General features: G+C 70.4%; 6 protein-coding genes and 1 pseudogene. 3 read left to right on the forward strand and 4 right to left on the reverse strand.

Translation table 11 applies throughout. From position 1 onward, the window contains the following. Window positions 1-543: Holliday junction DNA helicase RuvB C-terminal domain-containing protein (locus ACR2JA_RS04160; protein WP_434007860.1), on the forward strand; the 543-nt coding region annotated here is incomplete at its 5' end. A gap of 29 nt (window positions 544-572) precedes the next feature. Further along, window positions 573-2,222, forward strand: coding sequence for a rhomboid family intramembrane serine protease (locus tag ACR2JA_RS04165; RefSeq protein ID WP_434007861.1), 1,650 nt, complete (start codon window positions 573-575; stop codon window positions 2,220-2,222). Window positions 2,223-2,277: 55 nt separating this feature from the next. On the opposite strand, the gene ACR2JA_RS04170 is transcribed toward ACR2JA_RS04165, so the two are convergent. Beyond that, a complete protein-coding gene (locus ACR2JA_RS04170; protein ID WP_434007862.1) occupies window positions 2,278-2,922 on the reverse strand; it encodes a histidine phosphatase family protein in 645 nt (214 codons plus the stop codon). Window positions 2,923-3,019: 97 nt separating this feature from the next. On the opposite strand from ACR2JA_RS04170, the gene ACR2JA_RS04175 reads away from it, so the two are divergent. Then, window positions 3,020-5,368, forward strand: coding sequence for a hybrid sensor histidine kinase/response regulator (locus ACR2JA_RS04175; protein WP_434007863.1), 2,349 nt, complete (start codon window positions 3,020-3,022; stop codon window positions 5,366-5,368). 48 nt (window positions 5,369-5,416) lie between these two features. Here ACR2JA_RS04175 and ACR2JA_RS04180 read toward each other — a convergent pair whose 3' ends face one another. From ACR2JA_RS04180 to ACR2JA_RS04190, 3 genes and pseudogenes are all read right to left on the reverse strand, one after another. Continuing rightward, complete coding sequence (locus tag ACR2JA_RS04180) at window positions 5,417-6,052, reverse strand: DUF4136 domain-containing protein (RefSeq protein ID WP_434007864.1); 636 nt, start codon at window positions 6,050-6,052, stop codon at window positions 5,417-5,419. A gap of 118 nt (window positions 6,053-6,170) precedes the next feature. After that, entirely contained in the window at window positions 6,171-7,094 is a 924-nt protein-coding gene (gene ttcA / locus ACR2JA_RS04185; protein WP_434007865.1) for a tRNA 2-thiocytidine(32) synthetase TtcA, read from the reverse strand. Between the two features lie 6 nt (window positions 7,095-7,100). Beyond that, a pseudogene (locus tag ACR2JA_RS04190) lies at window positions 7,101-7,223 on the reverse strand (dihydroneopterin aldolase); the annotation flags it as partial.

Below are 7,223 nucleotides of genomic sequence, written 5' to 3' on the forward strand. Positions count from 1 at the left end.
CGCGCGGGCATGCTGACCAACCCGCTGCGCGACCGCTTCGGCATCGTGGCGCGGCTGGAGTTCTACACCGCCGAAGAGCTGGCGCGCATCGTCACGCGCAGCGCCGGGCTGCTCAACGCACCCATGGACGAGACCGGCGGTTTCGAGATCGCGCGGCGCTCGCGCGGCACGCCTCGCATCGCCAACCGGCTGCTGCGCCGTGTGCGCGACTACGCCGACGTCAAGGGCAACGGCCGGATCACCGCCGACATCGCCAACCGCGCGCTGGCCATGCTGGACGTGGACCCGGAAGGCTTCGACCTGATGGACCGCAAGCTGCTCGAAGCCGTGATCCACCGCTTTGACGGCGGGCCGGTGGGCCTGGACAACATCGCGGCCAGCATCGGCGAGGAGCGCGACACCATCGAGGACGTGATCGAGCCCTACCTGATCCAGCAGGGCTACCTGCAGCGCACGCCGCGCGGGCGCATCGCCACGCTCGCGGCCTACCGCCACCTGGGCGTGGCACCGCCCAGCACCGAGGGCGGCCTGTTCGGCGCCTGAACACGCACGCCACACCGCAGGGGACGGGGATGGACGAGCGACTGCCCGACGGCAGCCAGGTGTTCCGCGCCAGCTGGCGTGGCGGCATCACATGGCTGGCCGGCTTCAGTCTCGCGCTGGGCCTGCTGATGGCGTGGTGGGCGCTGGACGACCGCGGTGCGCCGGTGGCGCTGTGGGGGTTTGCGGCTTTCTTCGGTGGCATGGGGCTGCTGTTGTTCAAACCCGTGCTCAGCCGTCTGCCGGTGCTCAGCGTGGGGCCGCAGGGCGTGAGCGGCCAGCTCACCCGCGGCCACACCATGCCGTGGTCCGACATCACCGACGTGGAGCACCACACGGTGCAGGGGCAGGAACTCATCACCCTGGTGCTGCGCGCCGGCTCGCCCCTGCTGGCGCCGACCAAGCCGCTGATCGGCGGCGGCCTCAAGCGCAGCCTGAGCCTGCAGCCCCTGCGCAAGGCCGAACGTGCGCGGGCGGCCGACGCGGTGCAACGGGCTTTTCAACGCCACGCGGGTGCGCAGGCGCAGCGCGCGGCCCAGGCGCTGCTGGCCGAGTGGCAGGCCGAGGGCGACTTCGAGCAGCGGCTGCGCGACAAAACCCCCAGCCTCTGGGCGCTGTACGCGGTCGTGGCGCTGAACGTGGGGGTGTGGATCGCCAACCTGGTGGATGGCCTTAACCCGCTGCAGCCGGCCACGGCCGATCTGTTCCGCTGGGGCGCCAGTTCGGCCAGCGCCGTGGTGCGCGATGGGGACTACTGGCGCCTCATCACCGCCACCGTGCTGCACGGCGGGCTGATGCACCTGGCGCTGAACATGTACGCCCTCTGGGTGGCGGGGTTGCAGGTCTGCCGCTGGTTCGGCAACGGCCCGTTCCTGCTGATCTACTGGGGCTCGGCGCTGGCCGGCAGCGCGCTGAGCCTGCATTTTTCGGCGCAGCAGGCGGTGTCGGTGGGCGCGTCGGGCGCGGTGTTTGGCGTGCTGGGCGCGCTGCTGGCGGGCGTGTGGCAGCACCGCGAGCGGGTGCCCAAGGCGGTGGTCACCCAGCTGCTCACGTCACAGGGCCTGTTCGTGGCCATCTCGCTGGCCCAGGGTTTCACCCGGCCGGGGATCGACAACGCGGCGCACATCGGCGGCCTGCTGGCCGGCGCGGCCATGGCCTGGCTGCTGGTGGAGCTGGTGGACGAGCAGGCCAGCGCGGAGCAGCGGCGCCGCCGGCAGTGGCTGGCCACGGGGGTGGTGGCGCTGGCGGTGGGCGGCCTGGTCGCGAGCGCTGCGCCCGGGGTGGACCACCGCGCGCTGTTTGAACAGCAGACCGTGTTGCGCGAGGTGCTGCCGCGCTTGCAGGCGGCGGAATCCGCCCTGCAGCGGGACGCCAGAGCCCAGCAGGCCGGGCAGATGAGCGAGGCGCAGCTGATCGACGCGATGGAGCGCACGCACATTCCCGCCTACCGCGCGGTGGGCGAGGCCATGGCGCGGGTGCAGCCGGCCGCGCCGTCGCCGCAGCTGGACGATCTGCGGGGCCTGCAGTCCGGCGTGCTGGAGCTGATGACGCTGGAGGTGGGCAAGGCGCGCGGCACGCTGGACCCGGCACAGGCCGACCAGCGGGCCGGGGTGGTGTCGGCCCGGCTGGCCGATCTGGGCCAGCGCCTGCGCGCGCGCAACGGCGACGCAGGCGCCGATTGAGCAGCCCGCCCGGAAACCGCCCACAGGCCCTGTTCGCCTTCGCCTTCTCCTCCGGTCAGGCCGTCTTTTCGTCCAGCGCGCCGTCCCCGGTCTGCAGGTGGGTGGTGTCGGCCCAGCCCACCAGGCTCAGGCCTTCGGGGCTCCACAGCAGGCGGTTGACGGCGGTGTTGGTCATGGCCCAGCTGCGCGGGGCCTGCAGGTCCAGCCGGGTGGCGGCGCGGTAGAGGATGTCCAGCACGCCGCCGTGCGCCACCATCAGCACCTGTTCGCCGGGGTGGCGGCTGGCCAGTTCGGTGACGGCGGCGACCACACGCGCCTGCAACTGCAGCAGCGACTCCCCACCGGGCGGTGCGAAGTCGGGCGCGCGCCGGCGCCACAGCAGCGTCTCGTCGGGAAAGCGCGCTTCGAGCTCGGCCCAGGTGTGGCCCTCGAAACGGCCGAAGCAGCGCTCGCGCAGGCCGGTGTGGGTCTGCACCGTCTGGCCGTGCTGGCTGGCCACGGCTTGCGCTGTCTCGTGGGCGCGGCTGAGGTCGCTGGCGTAGCAGGCGGCGATGGGCTCCTCGCGCAAGGCCTGCGCGAGCTGCTGCGCCTGCCAGCGGCCGTGGGGATTGAGTTCGATGTCGGTGTGGCCCTGGATGCGGGTGTCGCGGTTCCAGGCGGTTTCACCGTGGCGCACGGCCAGGATGCGGGTGACTTGCAAGGGGAAATGGGGTGGGTCGCGGGATTCGTCACTGTAGCGGTTCGGCCATGGGGTGGCCATGCTGTCTGCGGGCGGCACTTTTGGTCACAATGCGCCGATGCCGTCGCCTGCCGATCTTTCGCTGGACTTTTCCTCCCTGTTTCAGTTTCTGCCTGTGGGGGCTTACCGCACGTCCAGTGCGGGGGTGATGCTGCGGGCCAACCCGGCCCTGGTGCGCATCAACGGTTACGACTCCGAGGAGCGGATGCTGGCGGACGTGAACCGCGCCAGCAGCGACTGGTACGTGCGGCAGGGGCGCCGTGCCGAGTTCCGCGCATTGCTCGAACGCGACGGTTTCGTGCGCGGTTTCGTCTCCGAGGTGGTGCGGCATGAGGACGGGCGGCGGCTCTGGGTGAGCGAAAACGCCCACGCGGTGCGCGACGCCAGCGGGACCCTGCTGTACTACGAGGGCACGGTCGAGGACATCACGGCCCAGATGCAGGCGCAGGAGGACCTGCGGGCCAGCGAGGAGCGCCTGCGCCTGCTGACCCAGCAGATCCCCGGCATGGTGTTTGTGGTGCACGTGGCCGACGACGGGTCGACCCGCTACGACTTTGTCAGCGCTGGCGTGCAGCAGATCTACGGCCTCACGCCCGATGACGTGATGAACCAGCCGGGCATCCTGGTGCGCTACCGCCACCCGGACGACGCCCCGCTGTTTGCCGAACACATCCGCCGCATCCACGCCGGTGCGCCGGACCGGGGGTTCGAATACCGCATCGTGCTGCCCGATGGCACCATCCGCTGGCTCTACCGCCGTGCCGACACGGTGTCGCACGACGCCACTGGGCAGGTGCGCGTGGGGCTGCTACTGGACATCACCGACCGCAAAAACGCCGAGCTGGCGCTGCGCGAGAGCGAGGCCTTGTGGAAGCTCGCACTCGACGGTGCGGGTGACGGCGTGTGGGACTGGAACATCGCCACTGGCGAGGAATATGTGTCGCCCCGCATCCTGGCCATGTACGGCTACGCCGACGGCGATCTCATGCCCCGGGCGGACGAGCTCGATGCGCTCACCCACCCCGACGACATCGCCCAGATGCAGGTCGACCGGCAGGCGCATTTCGAGGGCCGCGCGCCGGTCTACCGCAACGAGCACCGTGTGCGCTGCAAGGACGGCCGCTGGAAATGGGTGCTCTCGCGCGGCATGGTGATCAGCCGCGACGACGCCGACCGACCGCTGCGCATGGTGGGCACGCACACCGACATCACCGAGCTCAAGGCCGCCGAGGCGCAGCAGCGTGCGCTGGAAACGCAGCTGCGCGAGTCGCAGAAGATGGAGGCCATCGGCACCCTGGCCGGCGGCGTCGCGCACGACTTCAACAACCTGCTGGCCGCCATCCTGGGCAACCTCGCGCTGGCGCGCGAAGACGTGGGGCCGGACCACATTGCCCAGGAAAGCCTGGCCGAGATCAACCGCGCCGCCATCCGCGCGCGCCAGCTGGTGCAGCAGATCCTGGCCTTCAGCCGGCGCCAGACCCAGGAACTGCAGCGCCAGCCCCTGCTGCCCTTGGTGGAAGACGCGTTGCGCCTGCTGCGCTCGCTGCTGCCGGCGGCGGTGCAGCTGAGCACCCGGCTGGGCCACGCACCCGTGCCGGTGCTGGCCGACGCCACCCAGGTGCAGCAGGTGCTGATGAACCTGTGCACCAACGCCTGGCAGGCCATGGACGGCCAGCCCGGCGAGATCACCGTGGCACTGCGCGTGGTGCAGGTGGACCCCGCGCAGGCCCTGCAGCTGGGCAACATCGACGCCGGCGCCTACGCCTGCCTGAGCGTGGCCGACAACGGCCCCGGCATGGACGAGGCCACCCTGCGCCGCATCTTCGAGCCGTTTTTCACCACCAAGGCGCCCGGCAGCGGCACCGGGCTGGGGCTGTCGGTGGTGCACGGCATCGTCAAGGCGCACCGCGGCGTGATCGCGGTGCACAGCGCCCCCGGGGAGGGCGCGCGCTTTGACGTGTACCTGCCGCTGGCGTCCGATGCGGCGGCGGCCGACGCGGCGCCCCCCGCTGCCGGGCCGGCGCCCGCTCCCCAGGCGGCGGGCCGGCACATCGTGTACGTGGACGACTACGAAGCGCTGGTCTTCCTGGCGGCGCGCCTGCTGCGCAAGCACGGTTACCGGGTGAGCACCTTCACCTCCGGTGAAGAGGCGCTGGGCTGGTTGCAGACGCACGACGATCCGGTGGACCTGCTGGTGACCGACCAGAACATGCCGGGCATGAGCGGTGTGGAACTGGCGCAGGCGGTGCGGCGCTCACGCCCTGGCCAGCGCGTGGCCATCGTCTCGGGCCACGTCAACGAGCCGCTGGTCCAGCAAGCCCAGGCTGCGGGCGTGACCGAGGTGCTGGGCAAGCAGGACAGCATGGACGCGCTGGCCGAGGCGGTGCGGCAACTGCTGGAGGGCTGAAGTCGAGGGGAGCGCAGCGAAGGAGCATGGGGCCCCAGCCGCTTCTTCCTACCTTGGAACGTCGACGTCGACCTGCCGCGCGCCCGCGGGCGGGTTAGGAAAGTCTTTCAGCGCCGCGTCGAGCATCGCGCTCCAGAGTTCGGGGCTGCTGTTCCAGCGCCCATCGTGGCGGGCGCTGGTCTCGTACACCACCTGGCCGGTGGCGCTTTGCCGCACCACCAGCGACACCTGTCGCTCGTAGTAGGGCAGGTCCACGCGCATGAACAGCGTCGACCCCCAGACGCCGCCGCTGCCACCGTACAGGCCCCAGCCGCCGCCAAAGCCGTCCCAGGGCTCTTCCCAGGGGGCGCGCGGCAGCTTGAGGGCGCCACCCGACACCTGCACCGTCCAGGGCGCGCTGGTACCGGCGGGGTCGGCCAGGTTCCAGCCCACGCGGGCCAGGGCGGCGCGGGTCAGGCTCTCCAGCTCATCCTGCGAGGCCGCGGCCTGGCCTTCGCGTTGCGAGGGCAGGCGATCAAAGCGGTAGGTCTGCGGCGCAGCCGGGGCGCGGGCGCCGTCCCAGCGCGCAAAACTCTGCACCTGGTTGTCCACCCGGTAGACGCTGGCGCAGCCGCCCAGCAGCAGGGCCAGGCCCAGGATGGCGCCCTGCAGGGCGCGGCGGATCGGATCGGTGGTGCGGTTCATGCGGGGTCCTCCTCCAACGGTGCACTGCGGGTCGGTTCAGCCCCACGCTCCACCGCTGCGCGGGTCGCTGCCCCCCAGGGGCGGATCTGCCTTGGGGTGGCCCGGCGGCAGATCGATTTCAGCCGGCGGCGATCGGTATGACCGTGCGCAGGGCCGGTGCGTTCCCTTCGTCTGCGTCTTCGTCCACCGCGCGCGGCGGCGCCTCCAGCGGCTCCTCGTCGAAGGCCAGGTCGCCGTCTTCCACCGGCGCGCCGGTGGTCTTGAGGGTCTGGAACGGGTGGAGCGCGCGGTCCATCAGGTGGCTGGGCACCACGTGCTGCAGGGCGTGCAGCATGTTCTCCAGCCGGCCGGGGAACTGCTTGTCCCAGTCGCGCAGCAGGTTGCCCACCTGTTTGCGCTGCAGGTTCTCCTGGCTGCCACACAGCGTGCAGGGGATGATGGGGAACTGCCGCGCCTCGGCCCAGCGGATCAGGTCCTTCTCGGGCACATAGGCCAGCGGCCGGATCACCATGAACTCGCCGTTGTCGCTGACCAGCTTGGCCGGCATGCCCTTGAGCTTGCCGCCGAAGAACATGTTCAGGAACAGGGTCTGCAGCATGTCGTCGCGGTGGTGGCCCAGGGCGATCTTGGTGCAGCCCAGTTCGCGCGCCACGCGGTACAAGATGCCGCGGCGCAGGCGCGAGCACAGGCTGCACATGGTCTTGCCGGGCTCGATCTTCTCCTTGACGATGGAGTAGGTGTCCTGCGTCTCGATGTGGTACTTGATGCCCAGCTTGGACAGGTACTCGGGCAGGATGTGGTCGGGGAAACCGGGCTGCTTCTGGTCGAGGTTGACCGCGATGAGTTCGAAGTTGATCGGCGCGCGCTTTTGCAGCTTCATCAGGATGTCGAGCAGGCCGTAGCTGTCCTTGCCACCCGAGAGGCAGACCATGACGCGATCGCCTTCCTCGATCATGTTGTAGTCCACGATGGCGCGGCCGACCTCGCGGCACAGGCGCTTTTCGAGCTTCTTGTTTTCGAAGTCGCGTTTTTCAGGGGTCATGTCATTTCACCAAGTGCCACTTTCCATGCGGATCGCCACTTCGCAGTCGTCAAAAATTTCCAGCTTCGCGATTTTCACCCGCACGCCGATCACGCCGGGCAGCTGCATCAGGCGCCGCGTGAGCTTGCC

It is taken from the genome of Hydrogenophaga sp. (assembly GCF_051007235.1).
GTDB lineage: Bacteria > Pseudomonadota > Gammaproteobacteria > Burkholderiales > Burkholderiaceae_C > Hydrogenophaga.